The organism is Nostoc sp. PCC 7524 (assembly GCF_000316645.1).
GTDB lineage: Bacteria > Cyanobacteriota > Cyanobacteriia > Cyanobacteriales > Nostocaceae > Trichormus.
The window spans coordinates 6,218,916-6,242,018 of the sequence record NC_019684.1; the positions used below are offsets into that span (position 1 = coordinate 6,218,916).

Annotated in this window: 12 protein-coding genes; 11 read left to right on the top strand and 1 reads right to left on the bottom strand. The window is 43.3% G+C overall.

Features of this window, described 5'->3' with window-relative positions; all coding sequences use genetic code 11:
• Positions 1 to 128 precede the first annotated feature (128 nt).
• Positions 129 to 2,171 (top strand): S-layer homology domain-containing protein, encoded by a 2,043-nt coding sequence (locus NOS7524_RS25480; protein WP_015141361.1) that lies wholly within the window; start codon positions 129 to 131, stop codon positions 2,169 to 2,171.
• A 322-nt stretch (positions 2,172 to 2,493) separates the two neighbouring features.
• Here the strand turns inward: NOS7524_RS25480 and NOS7524_RS25485 are convergent, their stop codons facing one another.
• Complete coding sequence (locus tag NOS7524_RS25485; RefSeq protein ID WP_015141362.1) at positions 2,494 to 3,519, bottom strand: mechanosensitive ion channel family protein; 1,026 nt, start codon at positions 3,517 to 3,519, stop codon at positions 2,494 to 2,496.
• Positions 3,520 to 3,634: 115 nt separating this feature from the next.
• Between NOS7524_RS25485 and NOS7524_RS25490 the strand changes: the two genes are divergently transcribed.
• The 10 genes from NOS7524_RS25490 to NOS7524_RS25535 all read left to right on the top strand — a co-directional run bounded on the left by NOS7524_RS25490 (position 3,635) and on the right by NOS7524_RS25535 (position 23,075).
• Positions 3,635 to 4,552: a histone deacetylase family protein gene (locus NOS7524_RS25490; RefSeq protein WP_015141363.1), complete on the top strand. Its 918-nt coding sequence runs from the start codon at positions 3,635 to 3,637 to the stop codon at positions 4,550 to 4,552.
• Positions 4,553 to 4,984: 432 nt separating this feature from the next.
• Positions 4,985 to 6,124 carry a glutamate--cysteine ligase gene (gshA, locus tag NOS7524_RS25495; protein WP_015141364.1) on the top strand — a complete coding sequence of 380 codons (1,140 nt, stop codon included), beginning with the start codon at positions 4,985 to 4,987 and terminating at the stop codon, positions 6,122 to 6,124.
• A 288-nt stretch (positions 6,125 to 6,412) separates the two neighbouring features.
• A complete protein-coding gene (locus NOS7524_RS25500; RefSeq protein ID WP_015141365.1) occupies positions 6,413 to 6,874 on the top strand; it encodes a tRNA (cytidine(34)-2'-O)-methyltransferase in 462 nt (153 codons plus the stop codon).
• A gap of 830 nt (positions 6,875 to 7,704) precedes the next feature.
• Positions 7,705 to 9,996, top strand: a complete 2,292-nt coding sequence (locus NOS7524_RS25505) for a peptidoglycan DD-metalloendopeptidase family protein (protein ID WP_144050908.1) — start codon at positions 7,705 to 7,707, stop codon at positions 9,994 to 9,996.
• Between the two features lie 1,641 nt (positions 9,997 to 11,637).
• Positions 11,638 to 12,600 carry a DUF1702 family protein gene (locus NOS7524_RS25510; RefSeq protein ID WP_015141367.1) on the top strand — a complete coding sequence of 321 codons (963 nt, stop codon included), beginning with the start codon at positions 11,638 to 11,640 and terminating at the stop codon, positions 12,598 to 12,600.
• 53 nt (positions 12,601 to 12,653) lie between these two features.
• Positions 12,654 to 14,585: a CRTAC1 family protein gene (locus NOS7524_RS25515; RefSeq protein WP_015141368.1), complete on the top strand. Its 1,932-nt coding sequence runs from the start codon at positions 12,654 to 12,656 to the stop codon at positions 14,583 to 14,585.
• Positions 14,586 to 14,631: 46 nt separating this feature from the next.
• On the top strand, positions 14,632 to 15,462 hold the full coding sequence (locus NOS7524_RS25520; protein ID WP_015141369.1) for a PEP-CTERM sorting domain-containing protein: 831 nt from the start codon (positions 14,632 to 14,634) through the stop codon (positions 15,460 to 15,462).
• Positions 15,463 to 15,578: 116 nt separating this feature from the next.
• Positions 15,579 to 16,508, top strand: coding sequence for a hypothetical protein (locus NOS7524_RS25525; protein WP_015141370.1), 930 nt, complete (start codon positions 15,579 to 15,581; stop codon positions 16,506 to 16,508).
• A 187-nt stretch (positions 16,509 to 16,695) separates the two neighbouring features.
• The gene (locus NOS7524_RS25530; protein WP_015141371.1) at positions 16,696 to 22,644 is read left to right on the top strand and encodes a type I polyketide synthase; all 5,949 of its coding nucleotides are present in this window, start codon (positions 16,696 to 16,698) and stop codon (positions 22,642 to 22,644) included.
• On the top strand, positions 22,641 to 23,075 hold the full coding sequence (locus tag NOS7524_RS25535; RefSeq protein WP_015141372.1) for an acyl-CoA thioesterase: 435 nt from the start codon (positions 22,641 to 22,643) through the stop codon (positions 23,073 to 23,075). The genes NOS7524_RS25530 and NOS7524_RS25535 overlap by 4 nt, the downstream gene beginning before the upstream one ends.
• Positions 23,076 to 23,103: the final 28 nt, after the last annotated feature.

The window sequence follows — 23,103 nt, forward strand, 5'->3', positions numbered from 1 at the left end:
AAAACTAGCGCCCAATACCCAAGATTCAAAGTTATACGTCGAGATGTTAGTTTCAACTTCACAAAGGGATTAATAAATGAAGGAACGATGAAGTTCCCGTCAAATTTAACCATTTAATCCGGTGTGAGATGAAATATCAGCATCCTCGTTCCCTAACTCACCTTAGCAAAGCCTTTCTAGCCGCCACGTCATTAGCAATATTTTTTCCTCTAGTTCCTGCTGATGCAAATCCAGGTGTCTCTAGCACCGTTCCACAAAGACAGATCATCGCCGACGAATCTCTCAATAGTGAAGCTGATAACCTGCCAGAATCCATTCGATTAGCTGTACTTCAAGATATTTCCCAGCGTACAGGTTCAGAAATTGCAAATTTACAGATTATTCAGGCTCAACAGCAAATTTGGTCAAATGGTTGTTTGGGTATAAGCACTGGCGCAAGTTGTACTCAAGCGCAAGTTCCTGGTTGGCAAGTAATAGTTACTAATCAAAGACAGGTGTGGGTGTATCGCACTGATGAGTCTGGGATGTTAGCCAAACTTGATGAAGGTGCAACTCAGTTTGTCACCAGTATGATACAGAGTCAGGAAACTGTCTCGCGGCGAACTACTAGCCGCACTGCTCAACAACGAACTATGACATCTCAACGCAGTACGCAGCTAACTGCTACTAACACTGCTGTCAAAGGGAAAAAGACAGGTTTTACCTTAGCAGTTTTGCAACCGACTGGTAACTTTTCTGATGTAATTGCCCGTGTTTCTTTTAAAGGGAAACGTCACAAGGGTTTTTTAAAAGAAAGATTTTTGGGTGATTACAAGTATAAGGTGAAGCAGAGGGCGAAATTTGTCAAAGGATTAAAAGCAGGCGATCGCGTGGTTGTGCGTCTGTATAATCCTCAAAACCGCTTTATTGGCTATAGCGAATTTGAATTATTATCAGCACATACAGCCGTTAACCTAATTTTGTCTGGTGATCCAACAGAATATCACGTAGTTCGCACTGTGTATGGTGCTGATGTCAATCAAGATGGCATGATTGATGCAGGTAGCACTTCCTACGACTATTTCACCAAGGTTAGCGGCGAACGGGTGACATTTTTGAATAGTTCTCAAGCAATCGACACCAGTCAGTTCCAAACAGAAAGTTTCTCCACAGTTGCGACAAATAGCGTTTATCCTACCTCTTTTACTACAGGTAGTTTTGCTTTAGTAAATCAGACAGTCAGTGTTTTTAGTTACAACTTAGCAGAAGCTTTAAAGGTTGAACCCGGTCGATTGGTAGAACTCAATCAAATCAGTGATGATAATTCTATCTATGATCTCGGTCAGATGATGATGAGTTATCGGGAAGTAGGAGTAGCCAACGGTATCCAGGTGAAATTTACCGATGTCTCCGTCAATCACTGGGCTAAAGATTTTATCTCTGAATTAGCCGCATTGCAAATTATTCAAGGGTTTCCTGATGGCAATTTCCGCCCTGATGAACAGTTAACTCGCGCCCAGTTTGCGGCAATGCTAACTCAAGCCTTTGCGAAGGCGAAAGTGCGTAATCCTGTCAGTTTCAGAGATGTTTCTACCAGATACTGGGCTTACAATGCCATCCGTGAAGCTTATGCCACTGGCTTTTTAGGAGTTGCTGGTAATAGATTCAATCCCACCCAAAGTCTGTCTCGCGTGGAAGTTCTGCTAGCTTTGGCACAAGGACTTAACTACACTTTTAGCGGTTCGACACAGACGATGTTGGCAGTTTACAAAGATGCTAGCAGCATTCGTAGTGATGTTCGTAATGCGATCGCTGCCCTTACACAACGGGGTATTATCGTCAATTATCCCCATGTCCAAACCCTCAATCCTGATAAGGTAGCGACTAGGGCAGAAGTTACTGCTTTAATCTACAAAACTTTAGCTAGCACTGGTGAAGTAGCTGATATATCGTCTCAATACGCTATAGACAGCATACAACAGCGAGCTGAGATTGATAAATTCAATCAAACTGACGACGATGATGATGATGACGATGACGACGATGATGATGATGACGATGATAAAAAAGTCCGTCGTCGCCATTGTAACCAAGGTATTGGTAATGGTGCTGAAGGTTGTGATCCTGGTAATTCTCGTCCCCACGGTGGTAGTAACGATGAAGGTGGACGAACCCCAGTCCGCCCAAGATAGCATTTCTCAGTTTTTAAAGAAGCAATAATTTGCCTCTTTACAAGTTCACAGTAGGATAAAAACCAAGGGTAAAAGGTAAAAACCTATCTACATTTTTTACTTTTTACCTTTTTTAAATTTTATACTTCATTGAAAATAATTTTCTTAAATTAAAGATGTTGCAACATATAGGAATCATATTTGATTTTTGAAAAACTCAGTACACCCCTAACTCTCTTCTTTCCTATTGCCTATTGCAAGAGTGCCTATTGCCTACCTACGCAAATCATTTGGCTACGTCACGTTACACGAGCATTAATCAAAGCGGATTCCTATATAAATTTCATGCCTCATCAGAATTAACATTTTCTTTGATATAAACATCTTGAATGGGGAAAGGAATAGAAATATCTACTTCTTGATAACGCTTGTGCAGTTTTTTAATAAATAAATGTCTCCCAATACGTTGATCAAAATATTCACTCACACGCATATATAAAGTAAAATCTATACTAAAATCACCAAAAGTATGAAATCTGATGTATGGTTCATTGGCAATTAATTCTGGTGCAATTTCTTGCATGACTTCCTTGGCAACTTCTACCGTTATCCTTTCCACTTGTTCTAAATCGCTATTGTAACTCACTCCTACATTCATAGTTAAAGTGATTTCCTTTGCAGGTAGATGATAATTAGTAAAAATCGTTGAGCCAAGCTTAGAATTAGGGACGATGACAACATTATTAGATAGCTCTCGAATTGTTGTGTTGCGCCAAGAAATATCTATTACATATCCCTCATTGCCATCATCTAATTTAACATAATCTCCTGTTCTCACCTGCTTAGAAAGAATTAGATAAAAACCAGCAAATAAATTAGCTAAAGTGTCTTGTAATGCTAAACCAACTGCTAAACCACCCACCCCTAAAGTTGTGATAATCGGGGTAATGGCAATACCCAAAGTTTGCAGAAGAATTAAACCTCCTAACCCTAAAACAGCAGCTTTCGCAAGGTTAGATATGAGTGAAGCTGTGCCTCTTTCTGCTGTTTGAGTATATAGACTCACAAAACCAGCAGTAAGTCTGGCTAAAACTAAAGTGATGGACAAAAGAAAAGCAATTGTAGTCAGCTTTTGCAATAAAATAATAATGTCTGCTTTAATAGGTGCGCTCACAACTGCACCAGAAAAACCCGCAAGCATAAACCAAACAAAAGGCATACGTCGCAGAGATTTAAATATGATATTGCTGCCGGGAATATGTTTATTAGTGGCAAACTTTTGCAGTCGGTTGAAAATAACTTTTTCACCAATAATTCCTGCCAGCAAGCCAACTAAGATTAATGCTAGAGGTAAAATCCAGTCCATCATTATCAATTTTGAATTTTCAGCAAACGGATGATTACTGCAAGATTTTACATCATGACTACACAATCAAAAACCTCCAGGCAGATTTAATACAACAGTTCGGGTAAAAATAAATAGTATGGATTTACCAATTATTTATCATCCCGATTACGTAGCACCATTGCCTGAAGGTCATCGCTTCCCGATGCCAAAGTTCCAAAAACTCTATGAGTTATTATTAACTGAAGGCGTAGCACATCTAGAACAATTTCATACCCCCACGAGGCCAAACTCAGAGTTAATTGAGTTAGTCCACACTCCAGACTATGTGCAAGGTTACTGTGAAGGTACATTAGATCCTAAAGCACAGCGTCGGATTGGTTTACCTTGGAGTCCAGCATTAGCAAATCGTACCTGTGTCGCCGTCGGTGGGACAATACTGACAGCACAATTGGCATTAAGTCAAGGTTTAGCTTGTAATACGGCTGGTGGAACCCATCACGCCTTTCCCTGTTATGGATCTGGTTTTTGTATTTTCAACGATTTAGCGATCGCTTCCCGTGTTCTCCAAAAACAGGGACTGGTGCAGAAAATCCTGATTGTTGATTTAGATGTCCATCAAGGAGACGGTACAGCGTTTATCTTCCAAGATGACGATAGTGTATTTACTTTCTCCATGCACTGTGAAGTCAACTTTCCTGGAACTAAGCAGCAAAGTGATTTAGATGTTCCCCTACCCGTAGGTATGGAAGACGACGCTTACCTACAAACCTTAGCGAGTTACTTACCAGATTTGTTATCTGAAGTCAAACCAGACTTAGTATTGTATGATGCTGGTGTTGATCCGCATATAGGCGATCGCTTAGGTAAATTAGCTTTAACTGATACTGGCATATTCCGTCGAGAAATGCAGGTGTTAAGTACCTGTATCAGTGCAGGCTACCCCGTCGCCTGCGTCATTGGTGGTGGATACGCTGATGATCTGAAATCTTTAGTTTGGCGGCATTCTCTCTTACATCGGGCTGCCAGTGAGGTTTACCGCCAATATATGTTGTGACCTCCTACTATCTAAATCAGCATTTGTGAGAATATAGTAAATACCAGAATTTGAAGAAGTAGTCAGAATTCCGCACTCAGAATTCACAATCCAATTAGTCAGGAATTCCCACCCTTCACTAATTGCAGACCACTCCATCTTTTTTATCTCTGGGTAGCAAGCATTACTATGCAAAACTACCAGTGAGGTTGTTTGTCAATACAACTAATATCAAATCATTTAATCTATAAAAAGTTAAGTAATTAGTAAACATGATTAATGATGAATGGAGAGTATTCTTGACATTCATGATTTTCTGTTGATGAGGTAACACACTTGTTCACCTCTGCTTCAGGTTCGATAATTCTTAACTTTTAATTAGCTCTGATAGTCGATGTAGAAAACCGTCTGAACCGATACAATTTATAGGCTGGGAGAGCCGAGGAGAACGCAGTGGTCTTATTAAAAGGCTTTGAAATTGAAATGTACACCGGCACGCCTCAAGGTGAAATCGTCGGTCTCTCGGATAAAATTGTTGCAGCATTGGACGGATTTGTGCGAGAACCAGATAGCCGCAATGTAGAATACACAACCAGTCCATTACAAAAATATGAAAATCTTTTGTGCGCCTTGCTTCGTCCCCGGCGCGAATTGCGGAAATACTTAGAAAAATTAGGAAACTACACCCTCATTCCCGGTAGTACCTTATCTCTAGGTGGGAGCGATCGCTTTTTTCGTTCTGATCCAACTAACCCCTATCACGACTATATAGAAAATACCTACAACACCAAAGTAGTTACCGCTAGTGTTCATATCAATATAGGTATTGATAATCCAGATGTATTAATGCGGGCTTGTCGGCTGATTCGTTTAGAAGCACCCCTATTTTTAGCTCTGAGTGCCTCGTCTCCCTTTTTAGATGGCAAAGTTACCGGTTATCACTCCACTCGTTGGGGTACATTCCCCCAAACGCCAACCTATGTACCACTGTTTGAAAGTCACGCTCATCATATCGAATGGGTAGAACAGCAGTTGGTGGCTGGTACAATGCAAAACGTCCGTCACTTGTGGGTATCAGTCAGGCCAAATGGCGATCGCCGTCCCTACGATCTCAATCGTCTAGAACTGAGAATTTGTGATTTAGTAACAGATCCCATCGCTTTACTAGCGATTACAGCCCTATTAGAAGCGCGCTTATTGCAAATCATCGCTAATCCTGAGATTGATCCTTTAACCCAAAGTGTCTTTACCCCAGAAGAACTGATCGCCATCACCACTAACAATGAACTAGCAGCCGCTAGTGCGAGTCTGGATGCTCAACTACAACATTGGCAAGATGGCCGCAGTATCATCGCTAGGGATTGGATTGCTGAACTATATGACGAAGTGTGGGCGATCGCAAAACAGCAAGGTTTTAGCTGTTTCCTCTCACCTTTACAAAAAATCTTGCGAGAAGGTAATGAAGCCCAACACTGGCTACAATTGCATGGGGTTGGTTTTGATTCCCAGCGAGTGATTCAGCAAGCAATTACTGCTACCCACGAACGTGAAATCGAACTACAAAACAAATTGTGTTCGCCTTTAGTAGCTTAGAGATTGTTTGTATCTCTCCGTAATTTCCTAGAACACCTAACATTCTAGGAAACTACATTAAGTGCTTTGACAAAATTAAATTTACTTAAACGTATTTTTATCTCCTGACAGTATTATTCCCTACTCCCTACTCCCCACCCCCTTTTTGCAACTGATTTTTTTGTTTTAAAAATCTAATCTGTAGGTATTGCTTGATAATTATTAACAAAACCTATGGTTAATCTCTGTCTATTGGTAGATATTACATGGTAAGAATATTTTTTTATACAAATAAAATTTCTACGGACAATGCCCCAGGTAGTTTTAGTTAATCCGCAAATTCCCCCAAATACAGGTAATATTGCCCGTACTTGTGCTGCTACAGGTACAGAGTTGCATCTAGTGGGACCATTGGGATTTGAAATTAGCGATCGCTACCTCAAAAGAGCTGGTTTAGATTACTGGCCTTACGTGAAATTGCACTATCACAAATCGCTAGAGTCCTTTCAAATCGTGCATCAAGAACGAGGTGGCAGATGGTTAGGCTTCTCTGTTGGAGGCAGTTCTAACTACATCCACTACCAATTTCAACCCGATGACTGGTTACTGTTTGGTAGTGAAACTACTGGTTTATCATCCGAGGTGCTGTCAGCTTGTGATGCCACCTTACACATTCCTATGGCTCAACCGGGGGTTCGTAGCTTGAATCTTTCAGTCAGTGTGGCTATAGGCTTATTTGAAGCTCGTCGTCAGTTAGGTTATTTACTGTAATGCTTAAACATATTTTGTATAAGCAAAATTGCCTATACAAAATATGTACTTTTATTACGGAATCAAGGTTATTGCCTAATCAAACTCTAGTATCAATAAACAATAAACGTATCACCTGATACTGACAATTATAATGTCAACTGTAATTATATTGAAAATACTTAAATGTCGAGGTTGGTTGATATAAGAAATCTGTATATGAAATTCCATCCTATATCGATTCTGAATGATAGATTTTGATGAACTCAAGTTATCTGATTTTACGGAACAAAAAGTTTCAAAACCTTTCTAATGAAGCGTTTGGACTATTTTTCTCGTAAAAAAATCTCTAGGGAGCAAAATAGTTGATGAGAGTTTGTACGGTTGTCTTTTGGGGAATAATCAACGTAAAGTCTCGTGTTGGGAAGACGGATCAGGGAAAAAAACCTTGAATATATCTACAGCAGGGGGCATCGCTTTTCCAGAAGTCGTAGCCAAAAAAATTGCTGATAGTGGCAGTGACCAGAAAAATATCTAGTTATTTTCTAGTTACAACACAGGTGGCAAGGCAGGCAGAGGCAACTGCGAATAGCAAACTGTTTGAGGGTGTGAGGAGCGAAACGGACAAGTAAGCATAGCAACTTTAAGTTTTGCTAACAGGTGTGAACTTGTCTAAATCAGAGAAGCAAGCTAATCTTGCGTATGTATCTCTGGTGAATGTGATTTTGATATATCGTGTGATGTGATCAAAATCATTGACTAGTATCAGACTGGAAAATCTAGGTCAGTTAAGCGCTAGTGATCATAGGAGGTCGTCTTTGAAACGAGCATTGAAAAAAAGAGAAAAAGCTGTGCTGAACAATACCCCTAGCAGCGATGATGCCCCGGCAGACCAGCTAAACGTAGCTAATACTAAAATGAACCGTCGGGCGCGTACACAAGCCGCCATGATTGGCTTGGCCATCTCAATGGGAGCAACCAGCCTCTTGGTGACTCGGCAAAGCGATCAAGCCCAAGCAGCAGCCCCTGTAGGTAGCCAAAAAGCCGCCTCAACAATTCCTGCTGATGCTGATCAAGAAGTGAAATTTGCTGCCACAAAGCTGGGAACTCCCCTAGTTCTATCAGCAAGTGTGCCAAATAACCCGGTCATTATGGAACCGACAGCAATTTCACAGTTGCCTGGGCTTGAAGCTAAATTGCAAGTTCTGGCAAGTGGGATATCTGTACAGCCTTCTAACCCAGAGAATTTTTCCCCAACAACTGTTAATAAAGAACCATCTCAATTGGCACAGACAGAGGCTAAAGTCGCTAAAGACTCTGTAGAGCAGCTGGCTAGTGCTAATGGTGATCAAACTAAATCCATAACAACCCAACCACAAACAGACGTAGTAGATAGCACATCTGCCAGTGGTGAAATTAATGCTCAACTTAAGGCGCAGCAAGAATTTGCGCTCAATCGTTTACAAGAAAAATCGAACCGTTTAAGAAAAAGTCTGGCGGAGTTGCGGTCTGAGGAGTCCAAAGATTTATCAAAAGCTACCACGCAGTTAGCACAGCCAACGACTGTGGCTAATCAAATGCCCCCTCTCAGCACAAGTGGTACAGTCATCGAACAGTCGCCAAATTTGACTGCTGGTAGCCAAGAAAATCTGGTATCAAGTTTCAATCAGCCACAGGCAATTAATATACCTGTACCTGTACAGCCAGCAGCAACTGCACCAGCTACCTCTAACATTGCTGCCTCATCCCATCAGACAACTTACGAAGTTAAACCTGGCGATACATTAGCGGCGATCGCTAACAGACACAATACTTCTATCTCAGAGCTAGTTAAAGCAAATAGTCTCAAGAATCCCAATCAGCTGCAAATCAGCCAGCAACTTGTGATTCCTGCGGCTCCAGTTAACACTGGGATCACCGTTCAGACACCAGTAGTAGTTAATTCCCCCAGCGTACAGTACGGTAATAATCCTGAAATAGCTACTGTCCCGGCTAACACTACCGATGTTAACCGCAGATCAACTACTTCACAAGCATCAGTTCTAGCTGATAATAGCCGTGTCACAGTTCCGACACCAGTAACTGACAATAGCCAAACTCAGACAGATGATGATGTAGTTGCGCCAGAAACAGCAGCTAATAACATCAACTCTCAAGGCGTGGGTGGTGATACTCCAGTACCATCAGCTTTTGTGGAAATACAGCAACCTAAAAAACCTGCTGATAAAATTGCTAGAGCCAAAAGCGATCGCCTCCGCAGTTTACAAGCAGAAATTCAGAGATTACAGCAAAAATACCGCGCTCAACAGTCTGGGAATACTGCTGTGCCAGTAGCTGCAAGTGAAAGCGAAAATGCTGCTGTACCAATTCCCGTAGCTAGTCCCAATAGCTTGAGAGTATCTAGACCCAGCTCTAACGGACAAAATATTGCTATACCAATTGCCGTACCTAGCCCAATCACACCTAGCTACGCCAATGAGCCGGTTAAACCACAATTCCGTGCTACTCGTCCTCTGAATAACGAGGCAATTAATCCAGAGTTCTTACCTAACAGTGCAGCTAGTCAGTTAAACCCCTCCCGTAACACAGCCGGTACAAGGATAGCAGCACCGCCTACAGGTCTTAACGCTAACGATTCTCTAGGACAGATGCGGGGAACAACTGTATCTCCCGGCAAGCTCCCACCTTTGGCAGCAGTAGACCAGTATTTACCACAACCAATTGATGAGACAACACCACCTCCTTCAGGTTCTTCTACCACCTACATTTGGCCAGCTAAAGGTGTACTCACCTCTGGCTATGGTTGGCGCTGGGGAAGAATGCACAGAGGTATTGATATTGCCAACGCCACTGGTACACCGATTTTCGCCGCTACTGACGGCGTAGTTGAAAGGGCTGGTTGGAACAATGGTGGCTTTGGTAATCTCGTAGATATCCGTCATGCCGATGGTAGCTTAAGTCGTTACGCTCACAACAGCAGAATCTTGGTTCGAGCTGGGCAACAAGTGCGCCAAGGTCAGCAAATTGCCACAATGGGCAGCACTGGTTTTAGCACTGGACCCCACCTCCACTTTGAGATTCACCCAGCAGGTAAGGGGGCCGTCAACCCTATCGCTATGCTACCAAGCCGTGGACGTGTGTAATTAGTATCTGTTTTCCATTAAATCATCTGTTAGGAGGGAGTTTTACTCCCTTTTTTGCTTTTAAGATACAGGGGTTTGACACTCCCTGAAATTCAATTTTGGGGATTCCAGTGAATTTACCCACCCGGCGCGAACACTACGCGAACAGTAAGGGACTTCCAGAGAAAAAATATTCCCAATGTAGGGTGCGTCAGTATGAATAATTTCTCGGTGTAGTTAGGTTTTCTGACACTGACGCACCCTACTAAACTGTCAATTCTGGATAATTTATTTTTTGGTATTCCCTAAGTTTAATAAATTTTTTGTAAACCACAGGTTTGTAATTTGCTTATAACATTTATAAGCATAAATTATATTAAAACGATTTCTTTCAGTATTGTATTTTTTAGATATCTCAGTATAAACCGCTATAAATTCAGAATATGAGCAGGAATGTCACTTAATTTTTAATGGCTTTTTCTCTCTAAATCAAAGGTTTTGCTTAAATACTGAATAATAAAATTACATTATTTCCTAGACACAGCTTGTGAAGTATCTATTCGTTTTCATGGGCAACATTTCTTTTATTTTGTTAATCTTTTTAACGCAAGATGTGTAGAAATTTTACTAGATATGCAAAGAAGTCTTCTTTTATTAAGAATAATCATAACTTTGATTGGTAATTAGTCAGTTTCATAACTACTTATAAGTATAAGTTTTTACATTTATTCATATATTGAAGATTATATAAAGTTTAAAATTACCAGAAAATCCGGTAAATTAAATAAATACTTCCCAATATTCCCATAAAAAATAATTGAAGTTCGGCTAAGATTCAATTTCAACACTTACTATTTTTAGAAAAGAGGACGTTGATGTTGATAATTTTCATGAGATTTTCTGTTTAAAAGCGCAAAAATGTGGTTTTCCTGAATAAATCTGATAAAAAAGATGCGATAGAATTCACAAAACCACAGAACAATACAGCAGATTCGATGTTTATGAGGTACAGCAAATAATTGAAAGTAATAAGTGATAAGTAGTGAGTAATAAGTAAGTTTTTTACTCATTACTAATTACTCATAGTGTACCTCACTTACTTCAAAAGTGCTGTATATAGTTCCAATCTACAAATCAATACAATTTAGTTAAGGCTAAAAACTAAGTTAATAAAAGTTTAATAGGATTGGAAACTTTACTTCTTATAGGCAGTGTATTAATACGATTCGGATAAGAGTACTAGTAGCGACTGTCTTAAAACTAAACTCAACAAATGCTTACAAATGTTGGGTTACGCTCCGAGAAGGCTGTGCCTACGTGCCTCAAACCAACCTACACGTTGTGATTTTTTAGCCTTAAACTAACCATATTAGGCATTGTATTGCCAGTTAAATCGCAGATCTACTTCTTGGGATTAGCTGGACTTCACTGCAAATTTCGTCAGCGTAACTGGGCGCAGCATAGTTGTGTTGCCGCTAGACTTCCGCTTGCAATATTGCAAAATATTTTGCATAACATTCAGTCACCTGATAAGTGTATCGACTGTCAGTAAATAGCTCTGTACTTATTACCACTGCCCTAAAAGACTGATTTGGATCTGACACCAACATTCTCATAGTGTACCAAAGGAAAGTCCGCGTAGGCTTTTTACTATCACCAGATATGGATATATTGACATCAGTATTAAGAATTTCTCAAGAGGAAACTACTTTTGCAAAACGTGGGTTTTGTGGAGATGATACTCAGATACAGCAGCACCTAGAAAATATTGGGTGGATATTTTTACAAGGTTATCATGCAGCGATCGCCACAGATAATCTTGAAGCACTTGTAGCCCAATTGAATACAGTAGAACCAGATGGGCGTGGTTTTGCGTTTGAAGGGGCGGCAATGGGTTTAGCCTTGTTAGATTTCCTGACACCTTGGAAACGCGATCGTCTGCAAAACTTTTTGTCTGGTGCAGGCGCAGCCCACATTTATATGGTGTATGTCGGGTTGGGGTGGTGTCTAGCTCGTATCCCGTGGGGAATTGAGCGATATCTAGCCAGATTGGGACACAAGCCCTTTCCTGATCCCTTACTCGGATGGCTAGCCGTTGACGGCTATGGATTCCACGCAGGATATTTTCAACCCCGACACTATATAGACTTACAAATTATTCATCAAGCACTATCTGACGATGCAAGACACGTATTTGATCAAGGTTTAGGACGCAGTTTGTGGTTTGTTCATGGTGCTGATGTGGATCGTATTGGTACCACTATCAAAACTTTTCATCCCAGCAGACAGGCTGATTTGTGGAGTGGTGTAGGGCTAGCCTGTACCTATGCTGGTGGAGTAAATCAACAAAGTCTAGAGACATTAAGAATATTGGCTGGCGCATATTTGCCCCATCTGGCGCAGGGGGCTGCATTTGCTGCCAAAGCTCGTCAAAGAGCTAACAATATAGTTCTACATACAGAGATAGCCTGTGAAGTGCTATGTGGAATGTCTGTAGAAGCTGCTGCAACCACAACAGATATTGCCCTTGAAGACTTACCAATAAATTCCCATTTACCTAACTACGAAGTCTGGCGACGAAGGATTCAAAAGCAATTTACAGGTTTAACTGTCACAGCATCATAACTAAGTTGCGCTCAAATACAAGCTTTTTACTCCCAAATCTCAGACAGTTGCATATGAGTCAATTACCAAGATTCACCCAACATTATCTAAAGCGACTGGTAGCCATTACCCTTGTGATCATTCTATTTTGGTTTACCCGCTTACCAGTCTTGTCCGCCACACAAAAAGAAGCGATCGCCTCCCGCTTTCACTTCACATCCTTACCATTACCGGAATTAACAGACAAATCACCGCAGTTTTCGCGAGATGTTCACCCTAGTTTAGAGCGTCATTCAGGTTGGATATCCGCAGTTGGTGCAGCTATAGCTTTGAACGACTTAGATGGGGATGGATTATCCAATGATACCTGCCATGTCGAAACCCGCACTGATCAAGTGATTGTAGCCCCTGTACCTGGGACTGGTAATCGCTATACACCCTTTGCCCTAGAAGCAAATACCGACCTCTACAACGTTCAGACTATGGCTCCAATGGGCTGCTTACCGGCAGACTTAAACGAAGATGGACTAATGGATATCCTCGTTTACTATTGGGGACGCACACCGATTGCTTTCTTGTGTCAAACAGAAACTACCCTTACCAACCATAGTTATATCCAGCAAGCCATTATCCCAGGGGATGACAGATGGTTTACTAACGCCGCCACCTTATCTGATTTAGATGGGGATGGACACATAGACCTACTATTCGGCAACTTCTTTCCAGACAACGCCGATATTCTCAATCCTCAAGGTAGCGGTATAGAGGTCATGCAACATTCTCTCAATCGTGGTGACAACGGTGGTAGTCATCACCTACTACGTTGGATAGCAGCAACATCCGGTGAGCAACCAAGCGTACAATTCCAAGAAATCCACGGCATTCTGGATGATTCAGAGCATCAACCTTGGGCTTTGGCCATTGGCACAGCTGATTTAGACGGTGATATGTTGCCAGAAATTTACTTTGCTAACGATTTCGGCCCTGACAAACTGCTGCATAATCGTTCCCGACCTGGAAAATTTCAGTTTGTCGCCCTAGAAGGTCAGAAAACCCTAACCACACCGAACTCAAAAGTCCTTGGTCACGATTCCTTTAAAGGTATGGGTGTAGACTTTGGTGATGTGAATGCTGATGGTTTGTTAGATATTTATGTCAGCAACATTGCTGGTGAATATGCCTTAGAAGAGAGCCATTTTCTGTTTGTTAGCACTGGCGAAGTCGCAAAAATGCGTCATGGAGTCGCGCCTTACATTGACCGCAGCGAACCGTTAGGAGTCTCCCGTAGTGGTTGGGGTTGGGAAACCAAATTTGGTGATTTTGACAACGATGGTATTTTAGAAGCCCTACAAGCCACCGGCTTTATGAAAGGAAACGTCAATCGCTGGCCAGAATTGCATGAGTTAGCAATGGGTAACGATGAAATGGTGAGTATTACCCACAGTTGGCCCAGGCTGCAAACCGCAGCAGGCGACGATTTGAGCGGTCATGATCACAATCCCTTTTTCGTCCGTGCGGCTGATGGTCGGTATTACGACTTCGCTAAAGAACTGGGGTTAGATCAACCTTATGTAACTCGCGGAATTGCCACAGCAGATGTTGATGGTGATGGGGATTTAGACTTTGCGATCGCAAACCAATGGGAAGCTTCTTATTTTTATCGCAATGATAGCCAGCAATTAGAAAAGTTTTTAGGACTGCATTTATTTGTACCAACTGCATCTCCAACCAGTAAACGACCTGCAATTGGTGCAAGTGCAACTGTTCACCTCCCGGATGGACGACAACTGGTAGCCCAGGTAGATGGGGGTAATGGTCACTCCGGCGCACGTAGTCCAGACCTACACTTTGGGCTAGGACAAGTAGCCATTAATACTAATTTGCCTGTGGATTTACGCTGGCGAGATGGACAGGGACAAGTCCACCAACAAAGTTTGTTGTTGTCACCGGGTTGGCATACGGTGCTACTAGGTGAATCGGCAAAACCGTTTCCTAACTTGAGCTAGAAGAATTTTCACCTTTAATCACACGTTTATTCAGGAGAATCAAATAATGAATTTATTTAGTATTGGTATTAATCGCACAGCATCAGTTGTAGGGGTTTTGGGTTTGAGTGCGATCGCGTTTATGGGTAGCGTAGAATCTGCTAAGGCTGTAGATATAGGTAAGGGTTCGGATTATCTTCATACTCCGGCTGGGTTTTCATTTTTTGAATTTCCGGGAATTGGTAGAGTTGATTTTGTTGGTCTTCCGGTGGGGATAGGAAATACCGACACTATCATTGAGCGACAAGCAGATTGTATTTTCGTGAATGGTTCTTGTACAATCCCCATTGAATTAACACTGTTATCTATGAAGAGTGTTAACCCTGTGGATGTGGGCGGTTCATTATTTGATGTTTTTGTTGGTCTTACGCCCAATACCAATTCAACGGGGACAATGACCATCAACCATGAATTTCCTGACAATGATACTCCTGCACCAGAGGGTACTTTTACATCAGATTTCACTGTCTTCTTTGATGCTGTATTTCAACCCATAAATAATGGTCAGCAGTTTACAGTTTCTGACTCTGCTACGTTAATCAATTCAGGCTCATTTTGGAGCCATGAACCCCCACCAGGAGCAGTATTAGTCAGGGGAATAGTGGGAGATCAAGCAGCTAATTGCCATGATCCTATCAGTCCCCTTTGCGCTCGTGGTAACTTACGTGACTTCTTTCCAGTGAGGACATCTCACGGCAAACCTGGCGGTGATCACACAACAGATATAGCCACAGTCCCCGAACCCACAACCATGCTTGGTTTAGGTATAGGATTAGGATTCAGCACGTTCCTCCGCAAGAAATACTCCCGACAAGGTAAAAAACAGGCTGTCTCTTAGTTCCAACCAAAAATGCTGTCTTATGTAGGCATTGCCCATCAAAAATCCGCCTACATAGCTACTCAACCCATCTCAATATCACCGCGCCCCTCTGCGTTTTAACTTATACCAATTCTATGATTGCAGACAACATTTGGGACAAATCCCACCGCCTCGCAGGATTGCGCCGCTTTGCGATCGCAATTACCATACTCAACCTTCTAGGGCATACCATTCTAGGCTTTGAACAATCTTGGATACAGCCCTTTGTCGGAATATTTACAGCCTATAGTGTAGAACTGCTCCTAGAAATCATAGATAGCAAAATTAACCAACGTTCTCCGCATTTTAGTGGAGGATGGAAAAACTTAGTAGACTTTCTCCTATCTGCCCATATTAGCGGTTTGGCAGTGTCGATGCTGCTGTATGCCAATGAGAGACTGTTACCCATAGCCTTTGCTAGTGCCGTGGCTATTACCTCAAAAGCCGTCTTTCGTGTTCCTGTCGGTCAGCAAACACGACATTTTTTAAACCCCTCCAACTTTGGTATTAGTGTCACCCTTGTATTATTTCCTTGGGTGGGAATCGCTCCCCCGTATCAATTCACTGAAAACCTGAGTGGTGCAGCAGATTGGATATTACCAGCTATCATTGTTTGTTCTGGCACATTTCTCAATAGTCGCTTTACCGGGAAAATCCCTCTGATTGCTGGTTGGGTTGGTGGTTTTATAATCCAAGCATTCTTGAGAAGTTTGATATTTAGCACACCAATTATACCTGCATTAATACCGATGACTGGTGTGGCGTTTGTATTATTCACCTTTTATATGGTGACAGACCCAGGCACAGTACCGAGCAAACCATTACACCAAGTTATATTCGGTGCATCTGTAGCCGCTATTTACGGACTGCTGATGTTGAATCATATAGTATTTGGGTTTTTCTTCGCTCTGACTACAGTCTGCATATTACGGGGAATCAACCTTTACATAACTAATTATCTAGAATCAACAAGATTCTTCACCAACACCCCAAAATCTCCCATCTCTCTCATACCAACGAAATAAGGGAATACCAAAAAATAACTTATCCGAAATTAATAGTTGGGTAGGGTGCGTCAGTATAAAGAATTTCTGAGTATATTTAGGTTCTATCGCACTGACACACCCTACAGTTTGGATATTTTTATCTGGAACTCCCTAATCCACCCTCCCCCCCAATTACAAATTACGAATTAGCAATTACGAATTACCTATGACACCTGCGATCGCAATAGTGGGGATGGCTTGCCGTTATCCAGATGCAGCCTCACCGATAGAATTATGGGAAAACGTCCTAGCTCAACGTTGTGCTTTTCGGCGAATGCCAACGGAACGGCTGAATTTAGCTGATTATTACTCTAGCGATCGCCACGCTAGCGATCGCACCTACGGCTCTCAAGCAGCAGTCCTCGAAGGTTACGAATTTGATCGAGTGAGTTTTCGGGTAGTTGGGAGTACCTTCCGGGCGGCTGATTTGGCTCATTGGTTAGCCTTAGATATTGCCAGCCAAGCCTTAGCTGATGCTGGGTTTACTGATGGTGAAGGTTTACCCAAGTCAGCCACAGGGGTAATTTTAGGTAACACCTTAACCGGGGAATTTTCCCGTGCCAATACCATGCGGTTACGCTGGCCTTATGTGCGTCGCGTGGTAGAAACAGCATTAATCGATGCCAATTGGACATCACAACAGCGTCATTCATTTCTGGAAAAACTAGAGGCAGAATATAAAGCCCCATTTCCCGAAATTGGTGCAGAAACTCTAGCAGGCAACCTATCCAACACCATCGCTGGACGGATCTGCAATCATTTCGATTTGCAAGGAGGTGGTTATACAGTCGATGGTGCTTGTAGTTCTTCTTTGTTGGCAGTTACCCAAGCTTGTACAGCCCTGATGACTGGTGACTTGGATGTAGCTTTAGTTGGTGGTGTAGATTTAAGCCTAGATCCCTTTGAACTGGTGGGTTTTGCCAAAGCTGGTGCATTAGCCCAGGATGAAATGCGGGTTTACGATGCCCATTCTGCTGGGTTTTTTCCCGGTGAAGGTTGCGGGTTTGTCGTCTTAATGCGATATGCAGAGGCTGTTGCTCAACAACGGCGGATTTACGCCCTAATTCGGGGCTGGGGTATCTCCTCAGATGGCAGTGGTGGGATTACCCGCCCAGAAGTTGCGGGACAAGTTCTAGCACTACAACACGCCTATCGTCGCGCCCATTTTGGCATAGACACAGTGGCTTATTTTGAAGGACACGGTACGGGTACATCTGTGGGGGATACCACAGAACTGCAAGCTTTATCTCAGTCCCGTCGAGAAGCTTCATCCCCGGCAGCAATTGGCTCTATCAAAGCCAATATTGGTCATACCAAAGCGGCGGCAGGGATTGCTGGCTTAATCAAAGCCACAATGGCAATCCATCATCAAATTTTGCCCCCAACAACAGGTTGTCAACAGCCCCACCCAGAACTATGTGGTGCCACACCTGCTTTGCGCGTATTAAAGCAAGGTCAAATTTGGGATAAGCATCTGCCACTACGAGCTGGTGTCAGTGCTATGGGTTTTGGTGGCATTAATACCCACGTTGTTTTAGAAGGGATAACTACTACCAAACGGCAGACATTGACTGCTCAAGAACGTCTACTACTGGCTTCATCTCAGGATGCCGAACTGATTTTGATGGTTGCCCAGAGTAGAGATGAAATGCGAGAACAGATAGAACATCTGTTAACCTTAACCCCTCGATTATCTAGAGCCGAAGTCATAGACTTAGCTGCTCAGATGGCGAAAAATCTACAAACTTCAGGATTAATCAGAGCTGCGATCGCCGCCCGAAATCCTAGTGAGTTAACTAATCGGTTAGAAATTCTCCAATCCTGGCTACAAGAAGGTGTAAGCGATCGCCTCAATATCCCCACAGGGGTTTTTCTGGGAACAGGTAGAACTCAACCCAGGATTGGCTTTTTGTTCCCCGGACAAGGTTCACCCGTATATCTTGATGGCGGTGCTTGGTATCGTCGGTTCGCATCTGTTCAAGAACTTTATACTCAAGTAAATATCCCGACAGATATAGACTGTAAATCTACAGCCGTAGCTCAACCAGCAATTGTTTTAGGGGCAATCTCAGGGCTACGGGTTTTGGATCAAATAGGTATTAAAGCTAATATTGCTGTTGGCCATAGCTTAGGTGAATTGGCTGCCCTGCATTGGGGTGGTGCTTATGATGCTGCTACATTAGTCAAAATGGCTACCATGCGCGGAAACGCAATGTCTCAACTGGGCAGTCCTACGGGGGCAATGGCTAGTATTCAAGCATCGGCACAGCAGGTAGAAAGTATACTCAATGGGCAGGCAGTGACGATCGCAGGTGTCAATTCCCCCCAGCAAACTGTGATTTCCGGTGCGGCGATCGCTATTGCTGAGATTGTCTCTAAAGCTACAGCAAAAGACTGGAAAGCCGTAAATTTACCAGTTTCTCATGCCTTCCATTCTCCCTTAGTTGCTGCCGCCGTCGAGCCTTTTGGCGCATATTTGGAAAGTGAGGACTTCCAACCATTGCATCGTCAAGTAATATCTACAGTTACCGGATGTGAGATAGACAAAGAGGCAGATTTGCGATCGCTCCTAATGCAGCAAATCACTGCACCAGTTCAATTTATGGCAGCTGCCAGCACAGCCGCTACAAATTTAGATTTGTGGATAGAAGTCGGCCCTGGTCGGGTTTTGAGTGGATTAGTCAGCAATTTTCTGAATGTACCTGTAGTTGCACTAGATACAGGTAGCAACTCCCTCTCCGGTTTGTTAAGTGCAGTAGCAGCAGCCTTTGTCTTGGGTGTACCAATTAACCATCAAGCCTTGTTTGCTGACAGATTTACCCGACCATTTAATTTAGATTGGCAACCCAGGTTTTTGGCCAACCCCTGTGAATTAGGGAGCAGGGGAGCAGGGGAGCATGAAGTCAGACAAGCAGGAATCTCTGACGCTGACCGGGGGAGCAGAGGAGCAGAGGAGAATAAATATTACCCAATCGCCAGTCCCCAATTCCCAGTCCCCAATCCCCAGTCCCCAATCCCCAATCCCCAATCCCCCCTTAATTTAGTCAGAAAATTAGTTGCGGAACGTACAGAATTGCCGATGACAGCAGTCACAGATGATTTGCGGTTATTGAGTGACTTACATCTCAATTCCATTAGTGTGGGACAGTTAGTAGCTGAGGCGGCACGGAGTTTGAGTTTAGCCCCACCTGTTGCACCTACTCATTACGCTGATGCTACGGTGAGGGAAGTTGCCCAAGCTCTGCACGAACTCTTAACTACGGCGAATTCCCCAGTTATAGATGCCCAACAGCGATCGCCCCAAGGAGTAGATGCTTGGATTCGTCCCTTTACTGTGGAACTTCTCCCACGCCCATTACCACGTCGTCCCCTGTCTAAAAATTTTGTCAGTAGTTGGCAGGTAATAACTACAGCTAACTATCTATTAACAGCTAGATTACAAGCTGCCTTGACCGTTTGCCCTGGCCAGGGAGTTGTGGTTTGTCTGCCGCCAGGATGTGATCCAGACCATATTCCCTTGCTATTAGCAGCAGCAAAAACTACATTATCTCAGAGAGAAAACACTCATTTCGTCTTGGTACAGCATGGTGGAGGTGGAGCAGCATTTGCCCGGACGCTATATTTAGAAATGCCTGACTTGACAACCTGTGTGGTTGATGTGCCGCTAGACCATCCTCAAGCGATCAATTGGATACTGACAGAAATTTCATCTGCCATCGGGTATACTGAGGCACATTATGATCAATCAGGAAACAGATATGAACCTCGTCTGTGTTTATTGCCAGATGAGCAATTTACCATTGCTAATTCCCCATTACCAATAACTCATACCGATGTTTTACTAATTACTGGTGGTGGTAAAGGCATTGCGGCGGAATGTGCCTTGTTTCTCGCCAAACACACAGGAGTCAAATTAGTATTACTGGGGCGATCGCATCCCGAAACCGACAAGGAACTCTCTACCAATCTGGCAAGAATCAGGGCAGTTGGTGTATGTGTGCGTTATCTAGCTGTGGATGTGAGCGATCGCCCAGCCGTGCAAGCAGCAGTTCAGGAAGCAGAAGCAGAATTAGGAACAATTACAGCGATTTTACACGGTGCAGGGGTAAATGTTCCCCAATTAATTAGTTCTTTGGAGGAAAGCGACTTTTTACGCACTCTTGCACCGAAAGTCACAGGGTTGCAAAATCTCTTAGCAGCCATCAAGCCAGAAAAGTTGCGGTTATTAATTAGCTTTGGCTCCGTTATTGCTCGTACTGGTCTACCAGGAGAAGCTGACTACGCTTTAGCCAATGAATGGCTCAGTCATCTAATGGACGACTTCCAAACATCCTACCCTAACTGTAAGTGTCTGAATTTGGAATGGTCTATTTGGTCTGGTGTGGGGATGGGTGAACGCTTAGGGCGGGTAGATGCGCTGATGAACTCAGGTATTACTCCCATCTCACCAGATGTGGGTATTTCTATGTTGCATCGCTTACTTGTTCAGTCGTTACCAACTACTTCTGTGGTGGTTACAGGTCGTTTTGGTGATGTTCCAACACTCAAGCTAGAACAGCCGGAACTTCCCTTACTGCGTTTTCTGGAACACAAGCGAATTTATTACCCTGGTGTAGAGTTAGTTGTGGACATAGAGTTGTCATTAGATACCGACCCCTATCTCAATGACCACGTATACCAGGGAGAGAGGCTGTTTCCTGGAGTCATGGGGTTAGAAGCAATGGCACAAGCGGCAATGGCATTAGCCGAGTCTAAAAAGCTACCAATTTTTACAGACGTGCAGTTTCATCAGCCTGTGGTGATTTCTGAAGGTTCACCCCAGAAAATTCGCCTAGCCGCACTCGTCAGAAAACCCGGAGAAATTGAAGTAGTCCTCAAAACTGAGCAGACTGGCTTTTGTGTAGATCACTTCCAAGCCACCTGTGATTTCCGGGAACTAGAAGCCAGAAATGGGGAAAGTCTCCTGCCCCTGCTTCCTCATCTTCCTATACCTCTAAGTCGGGAAACCCCCCCAGTCCAGTGGCTTCCCTACACTACCCTTGAGACTCTCGACCCCCAACAGGATCTTTACGGTAATATTCTCTTTCAAAGTGGTAGATTTCGACGTTTGGGGAGTTATGGACATCTGCGGGCTACAGAGTGTATCGCAGAAATTACACCAACTACTGACACCAATTGGTTTAGTTCTTATTTGCCAGGAGAATTGGTATTGGGTGATCCAGGGGCTAGGGATACAGCCATTCATGCTCTACAAGCTTGTATTCCCCATGCGACAATTTTACCTGTGGGGGTGGAACGATTGGTAATTTTGGCAACGCAAACATCTGGTGTGCGTTATGTCTTGGCTCAAGAGCGATCGCATATCGAAAACACATTTATTTATGATTTGCAAGTAATCTCAGCAGATGGTGTATTACTAGAACAGTGGCAAGGTTTACAACTCAAAGTTGTTCAGCAACAAGTATCTCAGCAACCTTGGGTAGAAACGCTTTTAGTACCCTATCTTGAGCGTCAACTCCAGGTGTTCTTCCCCAAATTAGATTTGAGAGTTGCCCTTGAGAGATGTCCCCAGCGTCAACGACGAGTCAGCAGTCATGGACTACGCCAAGGTACTGCCCTTGCTGATCATGCTATTAAACAGGCTCTTGGTTCAAGTCTACCCATCTTCAGACGACCTGATGGTAAACCAGAAGTGACAAGTAAACTGGCTGTATCTGCCGCCCATGCTGGAGACTTGACTTTAGCGATCGCTGGTGTTGAACGGGTGAGTTGTGATCTCGAACCTGTGGTAGAAAGAACAAGAGATACTTGGCAAGAATTACTGGGTAGTAAACTCTTTTTACTATCACAAGCGATCGCCACAGCCAGTAATGAAGACCAAAATACCGCCGCTACTCGTGTTTGGACTGTCATCGAATGTTTGCAGAAAGTGGGAGCTATGGTTAACACCCCACTCTCAATCGTGTCGGTAACTGCTGACGGTTGGGTATCCTTGAGTGCCGGCTCCCTGTTAATCGTCACATTTGTCACTCGTATTCGTGGTATGGATCACAAATTAATTGTGGCAATTCTCTCTAATAATGCTCGAAAATTCCAGGTAGGCGATCGCATATGACTAATTCCCATTTGCCTGCTTATGAATACCTACATATAGTCAGCTTTGAAGAAACTAACCTAGTCGGTAATGTCTACTACGCCAATCATGTGCGCTGGCAAGGACGCTGCCGAGAAATGTTCCTGCGCGAACTGGCACCAGAAGTATTAGCTGAACTATCACAGGATTTAGCTTTGATTACCATCCGGGTATCATGCGAATACTTTGCAGAGTTATTTGCCTTTGACAAAATTGCAATTCGGATGCGTTTGGGAACACTCAAGCACAATCGAGTCCCAATGTTATTTGAATACTGGCGACTCACAGATGCTGGTGAGGAAATGGTAGCTCGTGGCGAACAGGAAATAGCCTGTATGCGCCGACAAGACAACAAACTTGTACCAACTGCCATTCCTTCAGCACTACAGCAGGCATTGATTCCTTATTATTGACCAAGCCCCGTTGGGGTGGGGTGTGGGG

Coding starts and splice junctions, on each gene's coding strand:
- NOS7524_RS25480 (WP_015141361.1), top strand. CDS start 129: ATGAAATATCAGCATCCTCGTTCCCTAACTCACCTTAGCAAAGCCTTT.
- NOS7524_RS25485 (WP_015141362.1), bottom strand. CDS start 3,519: ATGATGGACTGGATTTTACCTCTAGCATTAATCTTAGTTGGCTTGCTG.
- NOS7524_RS25490 (WP_015141363.1), top strand. CDS start 3,635: ATGGATTTACCAATTATTTATCATCCCGATTACGTAGCACCATTGCCT.
- NOS7524_RS25500 (WP_015141365.1), top strand. CDS start 6,413: ATGCCCCAGGTAGTTTTAGTTAATCCGCAAATTCCCCCAAATACAGGT.
- NOS7524_RS25510 (WP_015141367.1), top strand. CDS start 11,638: ATGGATATATTGACATCAGTATTAAGAATTTCTCAAGAGGAAACTACT.
- NOS7524_RS25515 (WP_015141368.1), top strand. CDS start 12,654: ATGAGTCAATTACCAAGATTCACCCAACATTATCTAAAGCGACTGGTA.
- NOS7524_RS25520 (WP_015141369.1), top strand. CDS start 14,632: ATGAATTTATTTAGTATTGGTATTAATCGCACAGCATCAGTTGTAGGG.
- NOS7524_RS25525 (WP_015141370.1), top strand. CDS start 15,579: ATGATTGCAGACAACATTTGGGACAAATCCCACCGCCTCGCAGGATTG.
- NOS7524_RS25530 (WP_015141371.1), top strand. CDS start 16,696: ATGACACCTGCGATCGCAATAGTGGGGATGGCTTGCCGTTATCCAGAT.
- NOS7524_RS25535 (WP_015141372.1), top strand. CDS start 22,641: ATGACTAATTCCCATTTGCCTGCTTATGAATACCTACATATAGTCAGC.